This is a genomic window from Microbacterium sp. K36, assembly GCF_004794355.1.
In the GTDB taxonomy this organism is placed as follows: Bacteria; Actinomycetota; Actinomycetes; order Actinomycetales; family Microbacteriaceae; genus Microbacterium; species Microbacterium paraoxydans_D.
This window is the reverse complement of record NZ_SSDN01000042.1, coordinates 40,901-62,335: the sequence shown is the minus strand read 5'-3', so window position 1 is coordinate 62,335 and position 21,435 is coordinate 40,901. Positions and strand designations below refer to the sequence as shown.

Below are 21,435 nucleotides of genomic sequence, written 5' to 3'. Positions count from 1 at the left end.
GCACCACTCGGAACCGCTGGAAGCCGATGCTCGAAGAGGGATCCGGTCTCACGGAGGGCGAGGACTTCTTCCTCGCGTATTCTCCGGAGCGCGTCCTCACGGGGCGCGTGTTCGCCGACCTGCGCAAGTACCCGAAGCTCATCGGTGCGCTCTCCAGCGAGGGCAATCGGCGCGCACGCGAGTTCTACGAGGCCGTGCTGCAGTTCGACGAGCGTCCGGACCTCGCGCAGCCGAACGGCGTCTGGGACCTCGGCAGCACGGAGGCCTCCGAGATGGCGAAGCTGGCGGAGACGACCTATCGTGACGTCAACATCGGTCTCGCCAACCAGTTCGGTCTGTTCGCCGCCTCTCATGGCATCGACGTCTACAAGGTGATCGAGGCCTGCAACTCCCAGCCGTACAGCCACATCCATCGCCCGGGAATCGCGGTCGGCGGTCACTGCATCCCCGTCTATCCCCGGCTTTACCTGTCGACCGACCCGGACGCGGACATCGTCCGTGTGGCCCGTCAGCTCAACGCCTCGATGCCGGAGCGGCTGGTCGCACAGGCTGAGGGCATCCTCGGCGACCTCAGCGGCCAGCGGGCCGTCGTCCTCGGTGCGGCATACCGCGGAGGGGTGAAGGAGACCGCGTTCTCCGGAGTCTTCCCCACGGTCAAGGCTCTTCAGGACCGCGGCGCCGATGTCGTCGTGCACGATCCGCTGTACAGCGACGACGAGCTGCGCCGCCTCGGGTTCGAACCGTACGCCATGGGCGGGGAGGTCGACCTCGCGATCCTGCAGACCGACCACGCGGACTACCGCGAGCTGAGTCCTGCGCAGCTTCCCGGCATCAAGCTGATCGTCGACGGGCGTGCGGCCACCGATGCCGCGCTCTGGGCAGGCACACCGCGCATCGTCGTCGGCACCGCGGCCTGATGCGGGAACTGCTCCTGGGCGCCGGTCAGGCGTCCGGGAGCAGTTCCGTCAGCGCACCGCAGCGGCGATCTGCGTGGCGACGCGCTCGCTGACGACGCTCGTCCCTCCCAGGATCACGACCCTCTCCGGGGCGAGGCGGCGGATCTCCGCGAGAACCGCCGCGGGAGCCTCGTCTGGAGGAGTCAGGAGCACGGGGCCGCCGATACTGCCTCCGGCAGCGGCACCGGCAAGGGCGTCGGCGAAGTCCTCGCCGCTCGCGACGTAGACCACAGGGACACCCGGGTCGGCGAACGTGCCCTGCGACACGGACACGGCGGTGTCGTAGCGGGTCGCTCCGCCACGACGCTCGGCCGTCGCGCCGTCGCCGGCCGCCCGTCGCGCGCTCTCCAGCACGGCGTCGCTGATCGAGCCGGTGCCGCCCAGCGCGATCACCCTGGACGGTGCCAGACGTCCGAGGGCCGCGACGGTCTCGGCCGGAAGCCTGTCCGGCGCGGCGAGCAGGACGGGCACGTCCAGGTGTCCTCCGGCGGCTGCACCCGAGAGCGCGTCCGGATAGTCGGCACCGCTGGCGAGGAAGACCACATCGGGGAACTCGAGCATCCACCACGGCAGCAGGGCTGCGGCCGTCGCGTATCGGTCGGCGCCGCCGAAACGGAAGGCGCCCCCCGTCAGCGATTCCAGTTGATGGAGAACGCCGTCGCTGACGGCCCCGGGTCCGCCGGTCACGAAGACGCTGTCAACCGACAGCGCGGTGATCTCCCGGGCGCTCGCCGCCGGCAGGTACCCCGGCTTGGTGAGCAGCACGGGGCCGTCCATCGAACCGGCCACGGCGGCGCTCGCGAGCGCGTCGGGGAAGTCGACGCCGCTGGCGACGAACGCGGTGATCACGCCGGTACGGGGAAACGCGTCCGCGGAGACCGCCGCCGCAGTCTCGTATCGATCCGAACCGAAGATGCGCTCGATCGTCGTCTGTGGCCGGGGCGCCGCCGAAGCAGGGGGAGGGGCGGGAGAGGCGAGCAGGGTGACGACGGCGACCGCGAGGGCGATCGAGGTCACGGCGACGCGAGAACGGGTGCGGGAGGGCACAAGCTGCCTTTCAGGGGGAGGGGCGGTCGCGACGTCGAGGCGTCACGACCGCCCCGTCAGTCAGTCGATCGCGTTCGCGATGCGGTTCTGGACAGCGTCGCTGACGACGGCGGGACCACCGAGCACGACGACCCGTACCGGGTCCAGTCGCTTGATCTCCGCGATCGTCGCGTCGCTGATCTCCGTCGGCGCGGTGAGGAGCACGGGGCCGCCCAGCGCGCCGGCCGCGGCTGCGCCGGCGAGGGCGTCCGCGAAGCTCTGCCCGCTCGCGACGTACACGACGGGGACCCGCGGAGTCGTGAACGTGCGCCGGGAGATGTCGACGGCTGTGTCGTACCGGCTGTCGCCGAACAGGCGTTGGACCGAGACGATCGAGCCTTGCGTGGCCGCCTGCGCGCGATCGACGACGGCCTGGCTGACGGCGCCGGTGCCCCCCAGGACGACGAGCTTCGACGGTCGCAGATACCGGAGGTATGCGGCAGTCTCGGCGGGAAGCGTGTTCTGCTTGGTGAGCAGGACCGGAGCGCGTTCGTGACCGGCGGCCGCCGCACCGGCCAGCGCATCCGGGAAGTTCATGCCGTTCGCGAGGTAGACGGTACCCGTCGCCTCCCACAGCGTGGAGATGATGCCGGCGGTCTCGTATCGCGAGGCGCCGGCGGCACGTTCCGTGCCCACGGTCGCCGACGGCCGGAGAGTGTTCAGGACCGCGTCGCTCACGACGGCCTTCCCCCCGGCGGCGATGAGGAACTCCGGCTTCAGCGCCGCGACCTCGTCGACCGTCGCCGTGCTCACACTGCCCGGGCGGGTGAGGAGCACCGGGCCGCCGAAGGTGCCGGCAGCCGCTGCCGCCGCGAGCGCGTCGGGGAAGTTCATCCCGTTGGCGATGAAGGTCACGGGCACGCCCTCGTACGGGAAGGCGCTCTCGGAGACGCGTACGGCGGTCTCGAAGCGGTCGGCGCCGAACTGGCGCTCCACCGAGGAGTGCGTCGTCGTGAAGCTCTGCGCGGGGGAGAACGGACCGGTCCCGACCGCGTTGACCGCTGCCACCTGGAAGCCGTAGGTCGTGTCCGGTGCGAGGTCGGTGAGCGTCACGCCGAGAATCGGCACGTCGGTGACGATCTCGTCGATCACATTCCCACCGATGAGGAGCTGCAGGTGATATCCGATGATCGCCGACCCGTTGTCCGCGGGCGCCGACCATGTGGCACGGGCGCGCGTGGAGGTCACCTCGGTGACTGTCGACGCATCGACCGCGGACGGTGCGGCGGCCGCCACCGATGCTCGGGCCTGCGGGGATCTCAGCGCCGACGCGGAGGACTCGTCGAGGCGGAAGTGCCCTCCCGCCTTCGGTGCAGCGGCGTCCACCTGATCGAGCTGAGGGAGCCCCGGATCATCGGCGGCTGCCGCGGCGAGCGGACCGGACAGAGCGAGGGCGAGTGCCGTCGCGGCGACAACGACGCGACGGTGCGAACGTGTTTTCAAGGAGTCTTCGATTCTCTTCGTGGCGTCCGGAGAGCCCGGCGGCCGTGGCGCGATCCTATCGTGGGGCCCCCGACGCTCCGGAAGAGGCGCCCCCGACGGTCCTCACAGCTTGGAGCGCCGGTAGCCGGCGCTCTGCGCGGCCGCCTCCGTGCGGAAGCACTCCTCCGGATTGGTCGCGGAATAGTATCGACCGCCCGGCAGATGGTAGATCTTCTCCTTCTCGCCGATGTTGCCCTTGATGGGCGCCCAGCTCGGGCAGTTCCAGCTGTCGATTGGCGTCGTGCGAGGCGGAAAGGAGACCGCGGCGGTCCGGCCCGAAAGCACCGATGCCGTCACGTAGCCGGACAGACTTCCGGTCACCCGGACGGAGATCTGCTTGCCGGCGTGCGCTGCGGTCAGGGTGAGCGTCCGGCCCGTGGCGCCCGAGAGCGGGCTGCCGTTCGCGAGCCACTGGTACTGGAAAGATGTCCCGGGAGTCCATGTGCCGACGTTCGCGGTGAGCGACCCGGTGACGCGCGCCGTTCCGGAGATGCTCGGTGCTCCAGCCGTGAGGCAACCCATGTTCGCGGCCGCCTGAGCGCTCACGACGGCTGCCCCGCCGAGCGCTACGGTGCTGGGTGCTCCGAGCCGCTGCAGTGACCGGTGCGCGGATTCCGGGACGCATCCGGCGTTCGTGACGTAGACCGGGCTCTTGGTGCGTCCTGCCAACGCTGCGCCGGCCAGCGCGTCGGGGAAGTTCTGGCCCGTGGCGAGGAAGGCGGCCGCTGCCGACCCCGGGGCGAAGAAGGAGTCGTTGATGAGCGCTGCGGTGTCGAACCGCCCGGCTCCGCCGAGACGCTGCACGTCGTACGTGTTCGCGAGCTCGGCGGCGATGCCCGCCGATACGGCGCCCGTGCCACCCACGACCGTGACTGCCGAGACGCCGAGGGCGGTAAGCAGGTCCCGGGTCTGCGCGGGTAGAGCGTTCAGGTTGCCGTCGACGAGGATGACAGGTGCCGAGGAGGCGCCGGCGGCGCCGGTAGCTGCCAGTGCGTCGGGAAACGTCCGTCCGGTGGCGATGAAGGCGTGGGTAGCCGCAGGGAAGGCTCGCCGGACGAGAGCGTCGCCCGTCTCGTAACGGGAGGCGCCGCCGAGACGCTCCACGGGGGCGATGGTCGCGAGGGCACGCTCGACGGCGGCGCTCACCGCGCCCTCCGATCCCGCGATGAAGATGGTGGTGGGGTTCAGGCGTGCGATCTCCGTGCGCACTGCGGCGGGCAAGGCCGATCCGGGGGTGAGCAGCAGAGGTGCGCCCAGGCGCGCAGCGGCCGCGGCGGCCGACAGGGCATCGGGGAAGTTCGCCCCGGTCGCCACGAAGACGGCGTCGGTGCCGGAGGCGTACTTCTTCGCGACGGCGATCGCGGTCTCGTACCGGTCGATGCCCGAGAGCCGGGAGACCCCCGCCGGGAACGTGATGTCCGCCAGCGCTCCGGTCGCCGCGGGCCGTGCCGTGTCGGCCGAGGCGCTCGTCGTGGTGAGCAGGGAGAGAGCGAGGACGACGGCCGCGAGGGCAGCGGGCACCGCACGTCGGAACATGGGAACTCCATCTGAAGGAAGGGGCTGCGGTCTCCCCGCATCTCGCTCAGCGTAGCGGCCGCGTGGGGATCGACGACAGCGATGTGCGATGGGGCGGTGCGATCCTCCGTGGCACGGGCTCCCAGGCGGGCGCCGATACGATGGGAGCATGGATCTTCTCGTCGTCGGGTCGGGTTTCTTCGGCCTCACCATCGCCGAGCGCGCCGCGGAAGCGGGCCGCAAGGTGACCGTCATCGACCGCCGCTCCCACATCGGCGGCAACGCCTACAGCGAGGCGGAGCCCGAGACCGGGATCGAGGTGCACCGGTACGGCGCGCACCTGTTCCACACGTCGAACGCGACGGTGTGGGAGTACGTCAACCGCTTCACGTCGTTCACGAACTACGTGCACCGTGTCTACACGACCCACAAGGGCGTCGTGTTCCCGATGCCGGTGAACCTCGGGACGATCAACCAGTTCTTCCAGGCCGCGTACACGCCGGACCAGGCCCGTGCGCTCGTCAAGGAGCAGGCGGGCGAGTTCGATGCGAAGTCCGCGACGAACTTCGAGGAGAAGGGCATCGCCCTCGTCGGGCGCCCGCTGTTCGAGGCGTTCTTCCGCGACTACACCGCCAAGCAGTGGCAGACCGACCCGCAGAAGCTCTCCGGCGACATCATCAGCCGGCTCCCGGTGCGCTACACCTACGACAACCGCTACTTCAACGACACGTGGGAGGGGTTGCCCACCGACGGCTACACCGCGTGGCTCGAGCGCATGGCCGACCATCCCCACATCGAGGTGAAGCTGGACGTCGACTACTTCGACGAGTCCCAGCCGCTGAACAAGAAGGCCACCGTCGGTCAGGTCCCGGTGGTCTACACCGGTCCCGTCGACCGCTACTTCGACTATGCCGAGGGCGCGCTGAGCTGGCGTACGCTCGACTTCGAGCAGGAGGTGCTGGACGTCCGCGACTTCCAGGGCACCAGCGTCATGAACTATCCGGACATGGATGTGCCGTACACCCGCATCCACGAGTTCAAGCACTTCCATCCGGAGCGCAAGGACGTCTACGAGTCCGAGAAGACCGTCATCATGCGGGAGTTCTCCCGCTTCGCCGAGCGCACCGACGAGCCCTACTACCCGGTGAACACCCCGACCGACCGCGAGGGCCTGCTGGCCTACCGCGAGCTCGCGAAGGGGGAGAAGGACGTCCACTTCGGCGGACGCCTGGGCACGTACCAGTACCTCGACATGCACATGGCCATCGGGTCGGCGCTGTCGCTCTGGAACAACACTCTCTCCTAGACTCGGAATCGTGAGTCACGCTGCTGTCGGGGCGCCCGGGACGCCCCGGCGCTATCTGCATTCGCTGTGGCTGCTGTCGGCCCGTGACCTCAAGGTCCGGTACGCGACGAGCTTCCTCGGCTACGTGTGGTCTGTTCTCGACCCGCTGGTGATGAGCGCGATCTACTGGTTCGTGTTCACCCAGGTATTCCGTCGCGACGTCGGGGAGCAGCCGTACATCATCTTCCTCATCAGCGCGTTGCTGCCGTGGGTGTGGTTCAACAGCTCGGTGTCGGACTTCACGCGGGCGTTCAAGAAGGACGCCCGTCTCGTCCGCTCGACGTCGATCCCGCGCTCCATCTGGGTGAACCGCATCGTGCTCAGCAAAGGCATGGAGTTCCTGTTCTCGCTCCCGGTGCTGGTGCTGTTCATCGTGGTCAACCTCCTGTTCGAGAGCCATCCGGACCAGGTGGTGCAGATCGGCTGGGGCGTGCTCTGGGTGCCGGTGGCGATCCTCATGCAGACGGTGCTGCTCGTCGGCCTCGGCCTGCTCGTCGCGCCGCTGTGCGTGCTCTACACGGATCTCGAGCGCACCACGGCGCTCATCCTCCGGGCGATGTTCTACGCCACCCCGATCATCTACAACGTCACGGACCTGCCTGGCATCTTCCAGACGCTCGGCGCCTTCAACCCCCTCGCCGGGATCTTCATGCTGTATCGCATGCCGTTCTTCCCGGACCAGTGGAACCCGTTCACGCTCACGGTCAGCGCCGTGATGTGCGTGCTGATCCTCGCGCTCGGCGTCTGGGCGTTCCGACGCCTCGAGCGCCCCGTGTTGAAGGAGCTGTGATGGACGCCGCGATCGACGTGCAGGGCCTCGGTGTGCGCTTCCGCCGCAACCGTCGCGGGCAGCGCAGCTTCAAGGACCTGTTCGCCGGAGCGTCCCGACGCTCGCGTCCCGGAGAGTTCTGGGCGCTCCGCGACGTCTCGTTCACCGTGCAACCGGGCGAATCGATCGGCGTGGTCGGGCGGAACGGTCAGGGCAAGTCGACGCTGCTCCGCCTCGTGGCTGGCGTGCTGCTGCCCGATGAGGGCTCTGTCAGCGTCAACGGCGGGGTCGCCCCGCTCATCGAGATCACCGGCGGTTTCGTCGGCGATCTGACGGTCAGGGAGAACGTCCGGCTGACGGCCGGGCTGCACGGCATGTCGAAGGACGAGGTCGCCCGCCGGTACGACGACATCATCGCCTTCGCCGAGCTCGCCGGATTCGAGGAGACGCCGTACAAGCACCTCTCCAACGGCATGAAGGTGCGCCTCGCGTTCTCCGTCGTCTCCCAGCTCGACGAGCCCATCCTGCTCGTCGACGAGGTCCTCGCGGTGGGCGACAAGGCCTTCCGTGAGAAGTGCTACAAGCGCATCGACGAGCTGCTCTCGGACGGTCGCACGCTGTTCTTCGTCAGCCACAACGAGCGCGACCTGCGCCGGTTCTGCACCAGGGGACTCTATCTGGACCGCGGCACGCTCGCCCTGGATGCACCGATCAACGAGGTGCTCGACCGCTACAACGCGGACTACTCCGTCTGAATCGTGCTCGGGCCCAAGGGGCGTCAGAGTCCGACGAGGCTGCGCAGGTCTGCCGCGGCAGCGCGCGCGCTGTCGATGGCCCCTGGCACGCCGGAGCCGCCCTCGATCGCCGCGCGCAGTGCCGTGAGCCGCTGGGCGTAGGTCTCTACGCCGGAGCGCCAGGAGTCCTGGATGGAGGACGGCGGCAGGGCGTCGCCCAGGCGCTGGGCGTCCTCCTGGAGGGAGTCCACGACGGGAAGCGCATCCTGACCGCTCGCCCCGGCGACGATGTCGAGACCCCGATCGGCGGAGTTCAGCCACCCGGACACCTTGTCGCGGAACACCTCGACCGTCGGATCGCCGATCGGGGGCGCCGTCGTGATCGGCGTCGGCTCCGGGGTCGCGGACGGGGTCGTCGTCGGAGTGGGAGTGGCGGTGGGCGTCTCGGAGGGGGTGGCCGTCGGAGACGGACTCGTGCTGCCGACGGGCTCAGGGCCACCGTCGCGCGGGAGCAGGAAGAACAGCAGGATACCGACGATCGCGAGCGCCGCGACGCTCAGACCGACGATCAGCCACACCCGACCGGTGCGCTTCGGTGCTGGGGGGAGCGGGGCCCACCGCACCTCGGGCTGGGGGTCGTCCATCTCAGGCCTCCAGAGGGCTCATCGGCTCCCAGGTGCGGTCGCGGCCGATGCGTCCGCCGTCCCTGAGGCCGCGGAACAGGTTGCTCGTGCCGCGGACCGTGCGCTCCACGAAGACCAGCCGGATCAGCTCCTTGAAGAACGTCGCGGTGGTTCCGAGGCCGAACAGCACGGGGTTGTAGACGCCGTGCGCGCGGTAGTACTGCTTGATGAACGCCCGGTTGCGCATGATGTAGTACCGGTACGCGTTGCTCGACGCGTTCATGTGCCGGATTCCCATGTCCCACTGTCGGATCTCGCGGGTGCGGCGCAGCACGAACTCGTCGACGATGACCGCGGTGGTCCGGCGTGAGGCCAGCCAGCCGTACATCTGGTCGTCCCAGTAGATGAAGAAGCGGGGGTCGGGGAGGCCGATCTGCTGCACGATCGAGCGGTGGATGAACATGCCCTCGAAGCAGCCGCTGTTCATCTCCTTGTATCCCGAGGAATCGAATCCCGCCGGAGCGAAGGGGATCGGGATGCCCATGCGTTCCGCGATCCGGTACTGCCAGTAGAACTCGCTGCCGTCGTAGTCGTAGCGCCGTCCCTGGATGCTCTTGAAGCGCGGCGCCCACGCCCCCATCCGGGCGAGGCCGTCCGGGAGCACCTCGACGTCGTCGTCCATCATCCAGATCCACTCGGCGCCGAGGTCGTACGCCGTGCGCATGCCCTCGCTGAACCCGCCGGAGCCTCCGGTGTTCACGTCGAGTCGACGGTAGACGAGCTCGGTGCCGATGTCCTCACGGAAGGACTCGACGACATCGGTCGTATCGTCCGAGGAGGCGTTGTCGATCACGATCACGCGGCCCGGCTTCGGGTCCATCGCGGTGATGCTGGTGAGCAGGCCCGTCAGCAGGTGCGAACGGTTGAAGGTGACGATGACGATCGCGGCGGACGCCGGATCGAAGGGTGAGGCCTCGGTGGTCATGCCTTCTCCTCGAAGATCTGCTGCCAGGATTCGGGCGAGACCAGGTCTGGAAGGGCATCGCGGTACTGCCGCTGGAGCTCCGGCCATCGCCGCCGCAGTTCGGCATGCAGCCGGACGGACTCCCGCAGCATGCGGCGGTACTTGGCACGGTCGCGCGTGTAGATGTTCTTCCCTGAGCCGTCGGCAGCGCTGACGAGCGCGCTGTCGTACGGCGGGACGCGCCACCAGTGCGCGTCTTCCTTGCCGAACTCGACCTCCGGCTGCGCGATGTTCGCGGGGTCGGGGCGGTGCAGCCAGTGCGAGACGAGTGTCTTCAGGGTGAAGATACGCAGCCGCAGACCCGTCGGGCTGTCGAACTCGTTCTTCGGCAGCCGCTTGAACACCTGACGGCCGCGGCGCGAGTGCAGCACCCTGGCCGGATCGCGGTGAATCACGGTCTCGGGATACTCGGCTGCGAGGGCGCGCGCGGCGGGCATCGCCGTCGCGAGGTTCCTGCGCATGTGCGCGGGGCCGGAGAGCACGTCCCGGAGCGCGCGAGCCCGCAGCGCCACGGGGTAGTACTGCATCATCATGAGGTGTTTGAGGTCCACGCGCCGACTGTGCACGATGAGGCGCCCGCCGCGCGGCGCCGTGGAGTGCAGCAGCCCGGCGACGATGCGGTTCCGGGCGTGGAAGTAGGCCTGCCAGTCGATCGAGTCGTCCTTGTTCACCCAGGACACATGCCACAGCGCGACCCCGGGCATCGCCACGGTGGGGAAACCGGCCTCACCGGCGCGGAGACAGAACTCCGCGTCGTCCCACTTGATGAACGCGGGAAGGGAGAGCCCGACCTCGCGGACCGCATCGAGCGGGATGAGGCACATCCACCAGCCGTTGTAGTCGGAGTCCATGCGCATGTGCAGCAGCGGCGACTGGCGCAGGTTGGAAGCACCGAAGTCGTGCGGCATCTTCTCCTGGTAGAGGTTGCGCCACATGAACGGACCCTCGTCGACGACCTCCGCCCAGCCGTGCAGCTTGGGGCGATCGAGGAGGTCGAACATGTGCCCGCCGACGAGCACGGGCGTCGTGGCGAACTGACCGAAGACGATGGAACGGCGCAGGGACTCCGGCTCGATGCGGACGTCGTCGTCGAGGAGCTGCACGAAGTCGCTCTCCGGGCGCTGCAGGGACTCGTGCATCGCCCTGGCGAAGCCGCCCGAGCCGCCGAGGTTGCCCTGGCGGATCACCTGCAGGGTCTCCCCGAGACGCTCGGCGACCTCCGCGTAGCCGTCCTGGTCAGCCACGAGCTGCGTGCCCTGGTCCACCAGGAAGATGCGGTCGACGAACTCCAGGGCATCGGGGGAGGCGGCGAGCGCCCGGAGGGTCTCGACGCAGTAGTCGGGCTTGTTGTAGGTCGTGATGCCGAGCGAGGCCTTGCCGGTGCGGGCAGGTTCGTGCTCGGTGGTCCACTCCGCGCCCTCGAGCACGGCGGGCTTCTCGTCGGCGACGATGTCGAACCAGATCCAGCCTCCGTCGCTGTACTGCGTGAGGTCGAGGTCGAAGGAGGTCGTCGCCTCGCCGGTGACCTCACGCGTCGCCACGCGCTGACGCACCCCGGAGCCGTTGGAACGATAGACGAGGATCGTGGCCGGCCCTGTGGTCCTGACGGTGAGCTGCACCTCGCGGACGCTGGTCCAGTGCTGCCAGTACGACGCGGGGAACGCGTTGAAGTAGGTGCCGAGCGAGACGCGCCGTCCTGCGACGATGCGTGCGCGGTGCCGACCGAGGATGTTGCCCAGGTGTGCGCGGCTGGAGACCCGGACCGGTTCTTCCTCGATCACGGACCACGTCTCGGGGTCCGCGTACAGCGGGAGCAGGTCGGGGTCGCGATCGAGCGGGAAGACGACGTTCTGAAGGACGTGGGCCACAGGGAGGTTCTCCGTTGTTGGTGCCGCGGCCGCTGCCGGAGGGCAGCGCGGGACTCGACGAGCAGTGAGTAGCCTACCGGTGGTCGCCTTCGGATCTGCGGAGAGCCGAACCCTGGCGCTCGGCGCGGCTGGTTAGACTGACCGCGATGAAGGTACTGATCACCGGCGGGGCCGGCTACATCGGATCGACCGTGGCGACGGCATGCATCGAAGCCGGGATCGAGGTCGTGGTCCTCGACGACCTGTCCACCGGGCTGGCGGCTTTCGGCGCGGGGCGCAACCTCTACGTCGGCGACATCGCCGACGCCGCCGTCCTCGACCGGCTGCTGGCGGAGCACCCCGACATCGATGCCGTCGTGCACTGTGCCGCCCGGATCGTCGTGCCGGAGTCCGTCGCCGATCCGCTCGGCTACTACGACAGCAACGTCGGCAAGACGATCACTCTGCTCCGACGCCTGCGCGACGCCGGTATCGCGCGCATCGTCTTCAGCTCGTCGGCGTCGATCTACGCGGGGGAGACCGGCGACGGGGTGGATGAGAGCGGCAGCCTCGCCCCTTCGAGCCCCTACGCGGCGACGAAGGCCATGGTCGAGCAGATCCTCGCGGATGCGGCCGCCGCAGGCGACTTCCGGGCGATCGCGCTGCGCTACTTCAATCCGATCGGTGCCGACCCAAAGCTGCGGACCGGACTGCAGAATCCCACGCCGTCGCACGCGCTCGGCAAGATCATGCAGGCGCGGGCGGCCGGCGAGCCGTTCCCGATCACCGGCACCGACTGGGCCACCCGCGACGGATCGGGCCTGCGGGACTACATCCACGTGTGGGACCTCGCGCTCGCACACGTCGCGGCGGTGACCAGGTTCGATGATGTCGCGACGCCGGAGCAGCCGTATCAGGTGATCAACCTGGGCACCGGCGACGGTGTGACGGTCCGCGAGCTGGTTCAGGCCTTCGAGAGGGTGACCGGGGACCCGCTGCCCGTCGTCGAGACCGATCGCCGGCCCGGGGACCAGGCCGGCGCCTTCGCGATCGTGGAGCGGGCGCGCGAGGTGCTGGGGTGGCGCGCGGAGCGCTCCGTCGACGACGGCGTCCGCGACGCCCTCGCCTGGGCGGAGAAGCTCCCCACCGTCCGCTGACGGCGCGCCGTCACTCCTGCGGGCGCAGAGTGGGGATGGCGCCGGTATGCGCGGCGTCGATGTTCTCGCGCCATGAGCGGGACTGCCCGGCGCGCAGGGCGCACAGGGCGAGCATGAACCACCCGGCGCCGACGAGTGTGAAGCTCTCGAACATCGAGTCCACCGCGAGCGTCACGAGCGTGATCGGCGTCCAGGCGTAGACGACGGAGCGGCGGACGCTCGCGACCAGCCAGGAGCGGATCAGCGCGATGCCGCCGAGCAGGAGGAACAGCACCAACCCTGCCGCGCCGAGCTGCAGCAGCACGTCGAAGAAGGCGTTCAGTGCGCTCTGATGCCGGTCGTCGAGCTGGAAGTTGATGAACGTGAACGGATACTCTCCTCGGGCCCAGTCGCCGAACCACCCCCATCCGGTGATGGGCTTGACGGCCACGAAGTCGAGGATCATGTTCCACAGCTCGGCCCGCATGGAGAAGTCGGATCCGGCGTCGAGCAGCGCGATGATCTGGTGACGCAGGGCGAACGCGACGGTGAGTGCGAGGGCGACCAGGACGCCCAGCGTCCATTGCACGAGGTTCCGACGGGCCGGGGCGGTATGGCGGACGATGGTGAGCGCGACCGTGACGATTCCGACGGCGACGGCCAGCACGAGCACCGTCGGCGAGGAAGACAGGAAGGCCAGGCCGCCGGCGAGGGCGACGGAGACCACGGCGAGAGGCGGATCGACGGACTGGGTGCGCCACTCGATCACGAAGGTGATCAGGGCGAGCACGGCGATGAAGCCGAGCATGTTCCGGCTGCCGAACAGTCCCTGGACCGGGCCGCCGGAGGCGAGATTGCCCTGGATGTCCAGGAAGGCGAACGGGAGGTCGAGGAGCACGCCCGAGAGGATCTCCACGCCGAGGGAGATCCCGAGCAGGACGCGGAGGGTGTCGCCCAGCGCGCGGACGGTCTGCAGTGTGTCGCGGATGTGTCCGATGGTGATCGCGAGGAATGCGTAGCCGAAGAGCGAGAGCCAGCCCAGGACCGTGTCGGAGCGGTCGGTCGTCCACACCAGGCTCACGAGAGCCCAGGCGAGGAAGGCCAGCAGCGAGGACGGCGCGATGCGCAGCGGGGACAGCTCCTCTCTCCGCACCCAGAGGATCGCGGCGCCGAGCAGGCACAGTGCCGTGATGATGGTGGCGAGGGTGACGGCCGACGTCATCCGTCCGATCGCGAACGAGCCGAACACGGCGGTCAGTGCCGCCAGCGTGAACGCCCGCGCCATCTCCGCCGAGCCGAGGAGCCGGGCGAACGGGTGTGCCACCGTCACGGCACCCGCCGCGGCGTCGCGCCGCGTTCGAAGACGAGATCCCGCTCACCGACGCCCACCAGCGGCACCGACTTGAGCTTGAACGACAGCATCACCAGGAGCAGCCACCCCCACAGCATGATGGGGGTCGACTCGGTGAGCCCCTGCACCAGCAGCACGACGGTGAACAGGCTGGGCAGCAGCGTGAGCGGGGAATAGGGGCGCCGCGCGTCGAGGTCCCACCGGGGACGGTCGACGGCGAAGAACCACGAGCGCCACAGGAGGCTGGCGTAGGCCACGGCCATCAGCACGACGCCCACGATGCCGAGCTGCAGCAGCACGTCCAGCCACATGTTGTGGGCGTGGAACACGGTGATCCCATGGTCGACGATCCAGCCGTCGAAGGCCGGGTCGGTGGGCACCCACGGGCTGGAGAAGCCGTTGCCGATGACGGGGTGCTCGCCGACCCGTTCGAGGACAGCCGCCCAGATCTTGTCGGAGCGGCCGGTGAGGTCGGCGCTGCGGCCGAGGAGGCCGAGGAGGGGCTCGCGCAGCAGCCACACGGCGAGACCGCCGAGGACGGTGGAGCCGATCGCGACGATATAGATCCGGGTGCGCGCGGTGGGCGAGGCGGCTCGACGCATCAGCAGGGCGACGACGAGGACCACGGCGGCCGCGGCGGCGCACACGAGCGCGGTCGCCGACGCGGTGCGGACGAGGAAGTATGCCGCGAGGAGCATCCACAGCGCGAGCGTGGTCCGCCAGCGGGCTCGCGCGGCGAAGAGCACGCCGAAGGTGATCAGCGCGAACAGCGACACGATGCCGAGCAGGTTCGCGTTGCCCAGGATGCCCTGGATGCGTCCGCCGTCGAAGAGGTTGTCGCGGACCCAGTACCACTGGGGGTCGATCTTCCCGGCGGGGATGTCCGCGAAGTTCGGCAGCAGGGGACCGTGGAGGACCAGCGACACCCACAGCTCGAGGGCGAGGGAGAGGCCGAGGATCCATTTGAAGGCCGAGGACAGGGCGCGCACGATCTCGTGCCAGGTGAGCGCGTGTGCGATGAACAGACCGTTCACCGTGACCGCCGCCAGGAGCACACCCGTGGCGACGGTGGGGACACGCCACTGCGACCAGGCGACCGAGAGGAGGGCGAGTGCCGTGTAGCCGATGGCCGCCCACGGCAGCCGACGCCAGCGGAAGGACTGCGGGCGCTTCCTGGCGAGCATCGGGACGCCGATCGCGAGGGTGGCTGCGCTGAAGAGGGCGAGCACGATGGCGGCCCCGATCTCGCCGACGAGGTTGTACACCGCCGAATGCGCGAAGGCCACGAACAGGACGGCGATGACGTATCCACGCAGCAGGAGATGCCCCGTGGACTCGCGCTCTGGCGCGGTGGGCGGGGCTGCCACCGGGTGCTTTGTGTACTGGGCCATCGCGACTCAGGCTACCTCGACGCACCCGGATCCGACCTGTCCGTCGCGCCGGGCTCTACGCTGGGGGCATGCTGCGCAGCCTCACCAACGTGCCCCGCGACTACGCCTGGGGATCGTCTTCCCTCCTCGCCGAGCTCGAAGGCCGCACCCCGACGGGCGCGCCGGAGGCCGAGGTGTGGTTCGGCGATCACCCGGGCGATCCCGCCGACCTCGCGGACGGCGGGACGCTGGACCAGGTGACCGGGGGCACGCTGCCGTACCTGCTGAAGCTCCTCGCCGCCGCGCGGCCGTTGTCGATCCAGGTGCACCCGACCAGGGAGCAGGCGCAGGAAGGCTGGGCGCGGGAGAGCTCGCTGCCGCTGGACGACCCGCGGCGGAACTACCGCGACGCCAATCACAAGCCGGAGCTCATCGTCGCCCTGAGCGACCGCTTCGAGTCGCTCAGTGGCCTGCGTCCGGTCGCGGACACGCTGCGACTGCTCGACGCCCTCGACGACGTTCCGGGCGTGCGATCCCTGCGGGAGCGGCTCTCGGGTGAGGGCGACCCGCTCCGAGACGCGATCGGCTGGCTGCTCGGCGGAGAGGCGCAGGGCGAGGTGGAGGAGATCATCTCTGCCGTCGTCGGCGCCGCCGGTGGTGATGCAGGGGAGGAGGAGCCGGCCCTGCGCGCCGTGGCCGCTATCGCCGAGACCTCGCCGGGCGACCCCGGGGTCGTCGTCGCCCTGCTCATGAACCACGTGGTGCTGCGCCGCGGCGAAGGTGTCTTCCTGCGAGCCGGCCTGCTGCACGCCTACCTCTCTGGCCTCGGCGTGGAGATCATGGCGGCGAGCGACAACGTGCTCCGCGGTGGTCTGACGCCCAAGCGCATCGACGTCCCTGAGCTGCTCGCCGTGCTGGACACCACCCCCGGCGAGGTCCCGGTGCTGCGGCCCACGGTCGGCGAAGCCGTGACGACGTACTCCGTGCCCGTCCCCGATTTCTCGCTCCAGCGGGTCCGGATCGATGACGCGGCGGTCACACTGGATGTCTCCGGCCCGACGATGGTGCTGGCCACGGCCGGATCGGTCCACGTGACCGCGGAGTCCGGCGAGGAGACCGCCGTCCCGGTCGGCACGGTGGCGTTCGCCGACGCCGACGAGCGCTCCCTCACGCTTTCCGGTGCCGGAGAGGCCTTCGTCGCGACTCCCGGCCGCTGAGGCGTCGTCCCGGGTCCGCGACACGCCGAGGAACGTCCAAGAACCTTCAAGAATCGCTTGAGGGTTTACGATCCGCGACTTGACCGGAGCGAATGACACGGGTGTAATTAGGTGAGCACGGCCCGCCAGGGGGGCGGTTTCTGAAGGGTTGGAGGTCGAGATGACGGGTTACCGTTCCGATGTGCCGGAGAACTGGTTCGTCGATCCAGTCAACCTCGGTGTCCCCGGGGTCCGCCGGTCCGACCAGGACGACGACAACGCCCTCGCCTGGCAGAGCGATGCGCTCTGCTCGCAGACCGACCCCGAGGCGTTCTTCCCGGAGAAGGGCGGCTCGACGCGGGATGCCAAGCGCATCTGCACGGCGTGCGACGTCCGTGGCGAGTGCCTCGAGTACGCGCTGGCCAACGACGAGCGCTTCGGCATCTGGGGTGGTCTCTCCGAGCGCGAGCGCCGCAAGCTCAAGCGTCGCGCCAGCTGACCCGACTTCGCGGCGCGGCTTCCCGGGCGCGCCGGGAGCGGTGCGCATCCCGGCGTGACGCCCCGCATAGGCTGACCACGTCATGCCAGCCCGAGTCCATGCCCTCATCGTCGCGCGCCCCGGCCCCTCCGCCCGCGCCCAGCTCCTCCGCACGCTCGATGCCGTGCGTTCGCAGACGCTCCCGCCCGCGGCCGTCACGCTGATCATCTGCGGTGACGCCACCACCGCACGGGAGAGCGAAGCCGTCGCCGCCACCGTCGAGGGCATCATCGAGGCGCGCGCGTCGACCTCGTTCGCCGAGGCCCTCGATCTGGCGCGCCCGCGAGTCCTCGACGGATCGGCGATCTGGATCCTCGCGCAGGACACCGCCCCGCACCCGCGTGCGCTGGAGCGCCTCACGGGCATGCTGGAGCGGTCGCCGTCCGCCGCGATCATCGCGCCGAAACTCGTCGCCACCGACAATGAGCGCGAGATCGTCTCCTTGGGCGTGAGCATGACCACGTTCGGCAGGTCGGTCGAGCTGGCGGCGGGGGAGTTGGACCAGGGCCAGCACGATCGGATGGACGACGCCCTCGGCGCCGACATCCGGGGCCTGCTCATCCGCGGAGAGGTGCGCGAGGCGCTTCGCCCCGATCCCGCCCTCGGGGGTGCGGATGAAGGCCTCGACCTCGGCGTGCGGGCGCGACTCGGAGGTGGCCGTGTCGTCCTCGCTCCGGCTGCGAGGGTCTCCGCCGCCCCCGACGGCCCTGCGGCGCTTCCGGCGGGACGGGCGCGCCGTGCCTTCGTCACCCGCCTCGCGCAGCTGCATCGCCGCCTCGCCTATGCTCCTGCCGCCACCGTGCCGCTGCACTGGCTGACGTTCCTGCCGCTCGCGCTGTGGCGTTCCCTCACTCATCTCATCGGCAAGCGGCCGGAGGCCGTGTTCCCGGAATGGGGGGCGGCTCTCCTCGCGATGATCCGTTTCGGCGCCGTCGCCCGATCGCGCGCCCGGATCCGTTCGTTCCGATCCTCCACCTGGGCGAGCATCGCCCCGCTGCGCGTCACCCCCACACAACTGCGTCGCCGGCTCGACGACGGGCACGGCAGCGAGCACGGTGCCGTCAGCGAGCTCCGCTTCTTCTCCGGGGGCGGAGCCTGGGCGGTGCTGGCCGCGCTGGTGGTGAGCATCGCCTGCTTCACGAGTCTCCTGGCCTGGCCGGCGCTGGGCGGCGGCGGCCTCCTGCCCTTACGCGAGACCGTCGTCGCGCTGTGGCAGGACGCGGCATGGGGTCTGCGCGGGATCGGCGTCGATCTCGTCGGACCGGCGGACCCGTTCGCCGCGATCATCGCCGTCCTGGGCTCGCTGTGGCCGGGCGCGCCCTCCTTCGCGATGGTGCTGCTGTGGATCCTCGCGCTGCCGCTCGCGGTCCTCGGCGGATGGTTCGCCGCGACCCGGGTCACCGATCGGGCCGGACTGCGCATCTTCGCCGGCATCGCGTGGGCGCTCGCGCCGACCTTCCTCACCGCGCTCGTGGACGGGCGGCCCTCTGCCGTGCTCGTCCACCTTCTGCTCCCGTGGCTGTTCCATTCGGCGGTGGTCGCCCACCGGTCCTGGGGCGCGGCCGGTAGCGCGTCCCTGCTCCTGGCGGCGGTCGTCGCCTGCGCACCGGTCCTGGCCCCTGCCCTCGCGGTGCTATGGGTCGTGGCTCTGGGGATCGTGCTCGGCACGGCTCAGTTCCGAGGTGCGGGCCGCCTGCTCTGGCTTCCCCTGCCCACCGCGGTGCTGTTCGCTCCCCTGATCTTCTGGCAGCTCGCCCACGGCACGGCCCTCGGCCTCCTCGCCGATCCCGGCCTGACGTGGCTGGGGCCGCAGGCGTCGGCCGACGCCGCCGGACGCCTGGCGATCGCCGGGGGCTTCCCGACGAGCGATCTGGCGGGCTGGGCGAGCGTCGTCCCCGGAACCTGGGCGGCACTGCTCTGCGCACCGCTCGCGCTGCTCGCGCTGGGGTCCGCCGTCTCCCCTCGATGGCGGGCGGGCATCACCCTGCTGGTCGTCGCACTCAGCGGACTCGCGACCGCCTTTCTCGCCGTCGGAATCAGCGTCGCCGCCGCGGGGGGCACCCCGGTGCCGATCTGGCCCGGCACCGGTCTGAGCCTCGCCTGGATCGGCGTCGTGGGTGCCGCGACGATCACGCTCGACACGGCGATCACGCTGCCGCGCCTGCGCGTCGCCGCCACAGGGGTGGCCGCCCTCGCTCTCGTGGCGTGCGCCGTCCCTGCCCTCACCGCCTTCCACACCGACCGCTCCGCACTGACGAACGGCCCCGAGTCCACCCTTCCCGCCTATGTGCGAGCCCAGGCTGCCGGGGACCGGCCGATCTCCACACTCATCCTCACGCCGCAGAACGACGGCGGTCTCGCTGTCGACGTGGTGCGCGGCCCCAGCGAGACCCTCGGCTCGCAGACGACGATGCTCTCGACGGCGGTCGAACCGCAGGGGACCGACATCGCGACCCTCGCCGTCGACCTCATCTCCGCCCGCGACTTCGACGCGCCGGCGGAACTGCTCGCGCAGGGGATCAGCTACGTCCTCCTCGCGGAGGCGCCGGGCGAGGGGGATCGCGCACGCACACTGCGCACGGCGTCCGTCGCCGCGATCGACCAACGGGCCGGCCTCGTGCAGGCAGGGTCGACGGATCGAGGAGTCCTCTGGCGCCTCGAGGGCGAGCCGGCGGCGCCGGCATCGCTGAGCGCCACCCAGGAGGGCACCGCCCGGCTCGTCGTGACGGTGCAGCTCCTGGTCCTGCTCGCCGCGCTGCTCCTGTCCATCCCGACGCGCGCGTCGCGTCGGGCCGCGCGGGCGCAGTCGCGGATCGTCGGCAGGGCGCCGGAGGAGCCGCTGGTGCTCCCGCGCCATGCGGAGGACACCGTGCCAGACGCAGCCGACGTGCCGCCGGTCGGCACCGTCGAGGATCCGCAGGACGAGCCCGCGCTCGCCGACGAGGCGCTCGCCCCGATCGCCGACGCGCACCCGACCGACGAAGACCATGACGACGTGCCGGACGGCGATCCCACCGAGGACCATGCGTCCGCCGAGACTCGAGGAAGCACCGGCACCGAGGAGGACCACCGATGACCGGCACCCGTGCGTTCCGCGTCGCCGCGACCAGTGCGCGCGTCGTCACCGGAGTCGTGGTCGCCGCGGCCTGTGTGCTGGGCGTCGCGACCGCCGTGCACGCCCCTTGGCCGACAGTGACGCACGAGCCGGCACAGCAGCAGGTGACTCCGCTCCCCGGGGACAGCGTCCTGGTGTGCGCGGGAGATTTCCGCGCTCTCGGTCGCAACACGGCCGCCCCGTCGGAGATGCGCCGGGCGGCGACTCCTGAACTCACGGCAGGGGGCACGAGCGGTGTCCCGTCGCAGGCGGGGCTCGCCGTCCCGGATCTGGTGGACGGGCAGGAGGTGCCCGTGCTCACCGGCGCCGTCGAGGGACGCACGGCGCCGCTCATCGCGGGAGCCGAGTCGTCCACCCTCGCCGCGGATGACCTCGCCGGCTTCGCGGCCTCGCCCTGCGGGATCCCGCGGCTGGAGTCGTGGCTCATCGGCGGGTCGGTGGGCACCGGAGCCGAGGACGTGGTCCTCCTCGCCAACGCGTCCGATGTCCCCGCGACCGTGACCCTCGCCGTCTACGGATCGGCGCGTGGCGGTCGTACCGTCATCGTCCCTCCGCGCACGCAGACGGCGCTGCCACTGACCTCCATCGCCGCAGGGAACGACATCCCCGTCGTCAAGGTGAGCGCGGTCGGGGCACCGGTCCGCGCTGTCCTGCAGTCTGCACTGATGCAGGTGCTCGACCCGGTGGGGGCCGACCAGCAGGAGGCGGTGCCCGGTCCTCAGCAGCGCGTCGTGCTCCCGGGCGTGCAGGCGTTCGCCGCGACGGGGGACCAGGGGGACATGACGGTGCTGCGACTGCTTGCTCCCGGCGCGGACGCGCTCGCCCAGGTCCGGGTGACCGCCGAGGGCGGCGGCGCCGGTCTGGACGAGTTCACGGTGCCGCTGACCGCGGACGAGCCGGCCCAGGTCTCGCTCAGCGGCCTCGAGCCCGGGACGTACACCGTGGAGATCGAGGCCGATGCCCCGGTCATCGCGGGAGTCCGTCAGCAGGACGGCTTCGGAGCCGATTCCGACTTCGCGTGGGTCACCCCCGCCCCCGAGATCGATGCGGAGGTCGCGTTCGCGGTGCCGGCCGGTCCGTCTCCGCGACTGCAGCTGGCCAACACGTCCGACGAGGACACCACCGTCTCCCTCTCGCCGATCGACGGTGGCTCACCCGAGGAGATCGTCATCCCGGCGGGGGAGACCCGCGGCATCGACGTCGCGCCCGACACGACCTATCTCCTCCGTCCCTCCGGCGAGGTGCACGCCGCCGTCACGATGACCGCGCCCGGCGCGGTTGCCGTGCTCCCGGTTCCGCCGTCCCCTGGCGTCGAGACGTCGATCACCGTCTACCCCTGACGAGCCGG

The 21,435-nt window shown here is 70.3% G+C and carries 17 protein-coding genes; 9 read left to right on the top strand and 8 right to left on the bottom strand.

What is annotated here, in order from left to right; all coding sequences use genetic code 11:
* Positions 1 to 917, top strand: a 917-nt coding sequence (locus tag DW296_RS02885) for a nucleotide sugar dehydrogenase (RefSeq protein ID WP_136051012.1), incomplete at its 5' end; no start/stop codon positions are given.
* A 48-nt stretch (positions 918 to 965) separates the two neighbouring features.
* Here DW296_RS02885 and DW296_RS02880 read toward each other — a convergent pair.
* The 3 genes from DW296_RS02880 to DW296_RS02870 form a co-directional block, all read right to left on the bottom strand.
* Complete coding sequence (locus tag DW296_RS02880) at positions 966 to 1,973, bottom strand: cell wall-binding repeat-containing protein (protein WP_168428962.1); 1,008 nt, start codon at positions 1,971 to 1,973, stop codon at positions 966 to 968.
* Positions 1,974 to 2,063: 90 nt separating this feature from the next.
* A complete protein-coding gene (locus DW296_RS02875) occupies positions 2,064 to 3,485 on the bottom strand; it encodes a cell wall-binding repeat-containing protein (RefSeq protein WP_136051010.1) in 1,422 nt (473 codons plus the stop codon).
* 102 nt (positions 3,486 to 3,587) lie between these two features.
* The gene (locus tag DW296_RS02870; protein WP_168428961.1) at positions 3,588 to 5,060 is read right to left on the bottom strand and encodes a cell wall-binding repeat-containing protein; all 1,473 of its coding nucleotides are present in this window, start codon (positions 5,058 to 5,060) and stop codon (positions 3,588 to 3,590) included.
* Between the two features lie 148 nt (positions 5,061 to 5,208).
* Between DW296_RS02870 and glf the strand changes: the two genes are divergently transcribed.
* The 3 genes from glf to DW296_RS02855 are packed head-to-tail and all read left to right on the top strand — an operon-like array spanning position 5,209 to position 7,908.
* Positions 5,209 to 6,345, top strand: coding sequence for a UDP-galactopyranose mutase (gene glf, locus DW296_RS02865; RefSeq protein WP_136051008.1), 1,137 nt, complete (start codon positions 5,209 to 5,211; stop codon positions 6,343 to 6,345).
* A 10-nt stretch (positions 6,346 to 6,355) separates the two neighbouring features.
* Positions 6,356 to 7,174 carry an ABC transporter permease gene (locus tag DW296_RS02860; protein ID WP_136051007.1) on the top strand — a complete coding sequence of 273 codons (819 nt, stop codon included), beginning with the start codon at positions 6,356 to 6,358 and terminating at the stop codon, positions 7,172 to 7,174.
* Complete coding sequence (locus tag DW296_RS02855; protein ID WP_085607131.1) at positions 7,174 to 7,908, top strand: ABC transporter ATP-binding protein; 735 nt, start codon at positions 7,174 to 7,176, stop codon at positions 7,906 to 7,908. Before DW296_RS02860 ends, DW296_RS02855 begins: the two co-directional genes overlap by 1 nt.
* Before the next feature lie 23 nt (positions 7,909 to 7,931).
* Here DW296_RS02855 and DW296_RS02850 read toward each other — a convergent pair whose 3' ends face one another.
* Genes DW296_RS02850 through DW296_RS02840 form a run of 3 tightly spaced genes read right to left on the bottom strand, consistent with a single transcriptional unit; the run spans position 7,932 to position 11,402 of the window.
* Positions 7,932 to 8,531, bottom strand: a complete 600-nt coding sequence (locus DW296_RS02850) for a hypothetical protein (protein ID WP_136051006.1) — start codon at positions 8,529 to 8,531, stop codon at positions 7,932 to 7,934.
* Position 8,532: 1 nt separating this feature from the next.
* The gene (locus DW296_RS02845) at positions 8,533 to 9,495 is read right to left on the bottom strand and encodes a glycosyltransferase (RefSeq protein WP_136051005.1); all 963 of its coding nucleotides are present in this window, start codon (positions 9,493 to 9,495) and stop codon (positions 8,533 to 8,535) included.
* The gene (locus DW296_RS02840; protein WP_136051004.1) at positions 9,492 to 11,402 is read right to left on the bottom strand and encodes a glycosyltransferase; all 1,911 of its coding nucleotides are present in this window, start codon (positions 11,400 to 11,402) and stop codon (positions 9,492 to 9,494) included. Before DW296_RS02840 ends, DW296_RS02845 begins: the two co-directional genes overlap by 4 nt.
* Before the next feature lie 146 nt (positions 11,403 to 11,548).
* On the opposite strand from DW296_RS02840, the gene galE reads away from it, so the two are divergent.
* Positions 11,549 to 12,538, top strand: coding sequence for a UDP-glucose 4-epimerase GalE (gene galE / locus DW296_RS02835; RefSeq protein ID WP_136051003.1), 990 nt, complete (start codon positions 11,549 to 11,551; stop codon positions 12,536 to 12,538).
* A 10-nt stretch (positions 12,539 to 12,548) separates the two neighbouring features.
* Here galE and DW296_RS02830 read toward each other — a convergent pair whose 3' ends face one another.
* Together DW296_RS02830 and DW296_RS02825 are read right to left on the bottom strand one after the other, a co-directional pair.
* Positions 12,549 to 13,847: an O-antigen ligase family protein gene (locus DW296_RS02830; RefSeq protein ID WP_240742965.1), complete on the bottom strand. Its 1,299-nt coding sequence runs from the start codon at positions 13,845 to 13,847 to the stop codon at positions 12,549 to 12,551.
* Positions 13,844 to 15,259 (bottom strand): O-antigen ligase family protein, encoded by a 1,416-nt coding sequence (locus DW296_RS02825; protein WP_136051002.1) that lies wholly within the window; start codon positions 15,257 to 15,259, stop codon positions 13,844 to 13,846. Before DW296_RS02825 ends, DW296_RS02830 begins: the two co-directional genes overlap by 4 nt.
* Positions 15,260 to 15,327: 68 nt before the next feature.
* On the opposite strand from DW296_RS02825, the gene manA reads away from it, so the two are divergent.
* The 4 genes from manA to DW296_RS02805 all read left to right on the top strand — a co-directional run bounded on the left by manA (position 15,328) and on the right by DW296_RS02805 (position 21,427).
* Entirely contained in the window at positions 15,328 to 16,455 is a 1,128-nt protein-coding gene (manA, locus tag DW296_RS02820) for a mannose-6-phosphate isomerase, class I (protein WP_136051001.1), read from the top strand.
* A 160-nt stretch (positions 16,456 to 16,615) separates the two neighbouring features.
* Positions 16,616 to 16,933, top strand: coding sequence for a WhiB family transcriptional regulator (locus DW296_RS02815; RefSeq protein WP_060921730.1), 318 nt, complete (start codon positions 16,616 to 16,618; stop codon positions 16,931 to 16,933).
* A gap of 82 nt (positions 16,934 to 17,015) precedes the next feature.
* The gene (locus DW296_RS02810; protein WP_136051000.1) at positions 17,016 to 20,048 is read left to right on the top strand and encodes a glycosyltransferase; all 3,033 of its coding nucleotides are present in this window, start codon (positions 17,016 to 17,018) and stop codon (positions 20,046 to 20,048) included.
* Positions 20,045 to 21,427, top strand: a complete 1,383-nt coding sequence (locus tag DW296_RS02805; protein WP_136050999.1) for a DUF5719 family protein — start codon at positions 20,045 to 20,047, stop codon at positions 21,425 to 21,427. The genes DW296_RS02810 and DW296_RS02805 overlap by 4 nt, the downstream gene beginning before the upstream one ends.
* The last annotated feature ends 8 nt before the right edge of the window (positions 21,428 to 21,435 follow it).

Excerpts from the sequence above, each read along its gene's own strand:
- DW296_RS02870 (WP_168428961.1), bottom strand. The coding sequence starts at position 5,060 with ATGTTCCGACGTGCGGTGCCCGCTGCCCTCGCGGCCGTCGTCCTCGCT.
- glf (WP_136051008.1), top strand. The coding sequence starts at position 5,209 with ATGGATCTTCTCGTCGTCGGGTCGGGTTTCTTCGGCCTCACCATCGCC.
- DW296_RS02855 (WP_085607131.1), top strand. The coding sequence starts at position 7,174 with ATGGACGCCGCGATCGACGTGCAGGGCCTCGGTGTGCGCTTCCGCCGC.
- DW296_RS02850 (WP_136051006.1), bottom strand. The coding sequence starts at position 8,531 with ATGGACGACCCCCAGCCCGAGGTGCGGTGGGCCCCGCTCCCCCCAGCA.
- DW296_RS02845 (WP_136051005.1), bottom strand. The coding sequence starts at position 9,495 with ATGACCACCGAGGCCTCACCCTTCGATCCGGCGTCCGCCGCGATCGTC.
- galE (WP_136051003.1), top strand. The coding sequence starts at position 11,549 with ATGAAGGTACTGATCACCGGCGGGGCCGGCTACATCGGATCGACCGTG.
- DW296_RS02825 (WP_136051002.1), bottom strand. The coding sequence starts at position 15,259 with ATGGCCCAGTACACAAAGCACCCGGTGGCAGCCCCGCCCACCGCGCCA.
- manA (WP_136051001.1), top strand. The coding sequence starts at position 15,328 with ATGCTGCGCAGCCTCACCAACGTGCCCCGCGACTACGCCTGGGGATCG.
- DW296_RS02815 (WP_060921730.1), top strand. The coding sequence starts at position 16,616 with ATGACGGGTTACCGTTCCGATGTGCCGGAGAACTGGTTCGTCGATCCA.
- DW296_RS02810 (WP_136051000.1), top strand. The coding sequence starts at position 17,016 with ATGCCAGCCCGAGTCCATGCCCTCATCGTCGCGCGCCCCGGCCCCTCC.
- DW296_RS02805 (WP_136050999.1), top strand. The coding sequence starts at position 20,045 with ATGACCGGCACCCGTGCGTTCCGCGTCGCCGCGACCAGTGCGCGCGTC.